Origin of the sequence: Tepidimonas thermarum (genome assembly GCF_007556705.1) — a bacterium.
GTDB classification, from domain to species: domain Bacteria; phylum Pseudomonadota; class Gammaproteobacteria; order Burkholderiales; family Burkholderiaceae_C; genus Tepidimonas; species Tepidimonas thermarum.
Window position 1 is genome coordinate 1 of the sequence record NZ_VJOL01000121.1, and the last position, 855, is coordinate 855.

At 66.8% G+C, this 855-nt stretch carries 1 protein-coding gene; it reads left to right on the forward strand.

Features of this window, described 5'->3' with window-relative positions:
• A partial coding sequence (locus Tther_RS13185; RefSeq protein WP_143904591.1) for an IS256 family transposase occupies window positions 1-855 on the forward strand: 855 nt, incomplete at both ends.

Here is an 855-nt window from a genome sequence, read left to right on the forward strand (position 1 = left end):
GCGAGGCCCTGCGCATTCTCGTCAATGAAGCCGCCAAGATCGAGCGCGCCGAGTATCTCGGCGCCCGTCCCTACGAGCGCTCCCCGACCCGGCGCGACTACGCCAACGGCTTCAAGCCCAAGACCATGCTCACCCGGCTGGGCGAGGTGACCTTCCAGGTGCCGCAAGTGCGTTCCGGCGATTTCTACCCTTCCGCCCTGGAGAAGGGCTCCCGCACTGACCAAGCCGTCCATCTCGCCTTGGCCGAAATGTATGTTCAGGGCGTCTCCACCCGCCGCGTCATCGAGGTGCTGCAGAAGTTGCTCGGCCCGGAAATTGCGCTTTCCAGCACCCAGGTCAGCCGTGCCGCAGCCAAGCTCGACGCGGGACTTGCGGCGTGGCGCGAGCGCCCCTTGGGCGAGACGCCTTACCTCTTCCTGGATGCGCGCTACGAGAAGGTGCGCCTGGAAGGCCGCATCGTCGATTGCGCCGTCTTGATCGCCGTCGGCATCGAGGCCTCCGGCAAACGCCGCGTGCTCGGCTGCGACATCGCCACCTCAGAGGCCGAGATCAATTGGCGGCGCTTCCTGGAAAGCCTGCTCGCCCGGGGTCTCAAGGGCGTGCGACTGATCGTCGCCGACGATCATGCCGGCCTGAAAGCCGCCCGCCGCGCCGTCCTTCCCGCCGTGCCCTGGCAACGCTGCCAGTTCCATCTGCAGCAGAATGCCGGACAGTTCGTCACCCGCCAGGAAGCCAAAAAGTCCGTCGCCGCCCAGTTGCGCGCCGTCTTCAACGCGCCCGACCGAGCCGAGGCCGAGCGGCTCTTCAAGGCCGCCCTCGAATCCTGGCGCAAGGAGCATCCCAAATTGGCCGCAT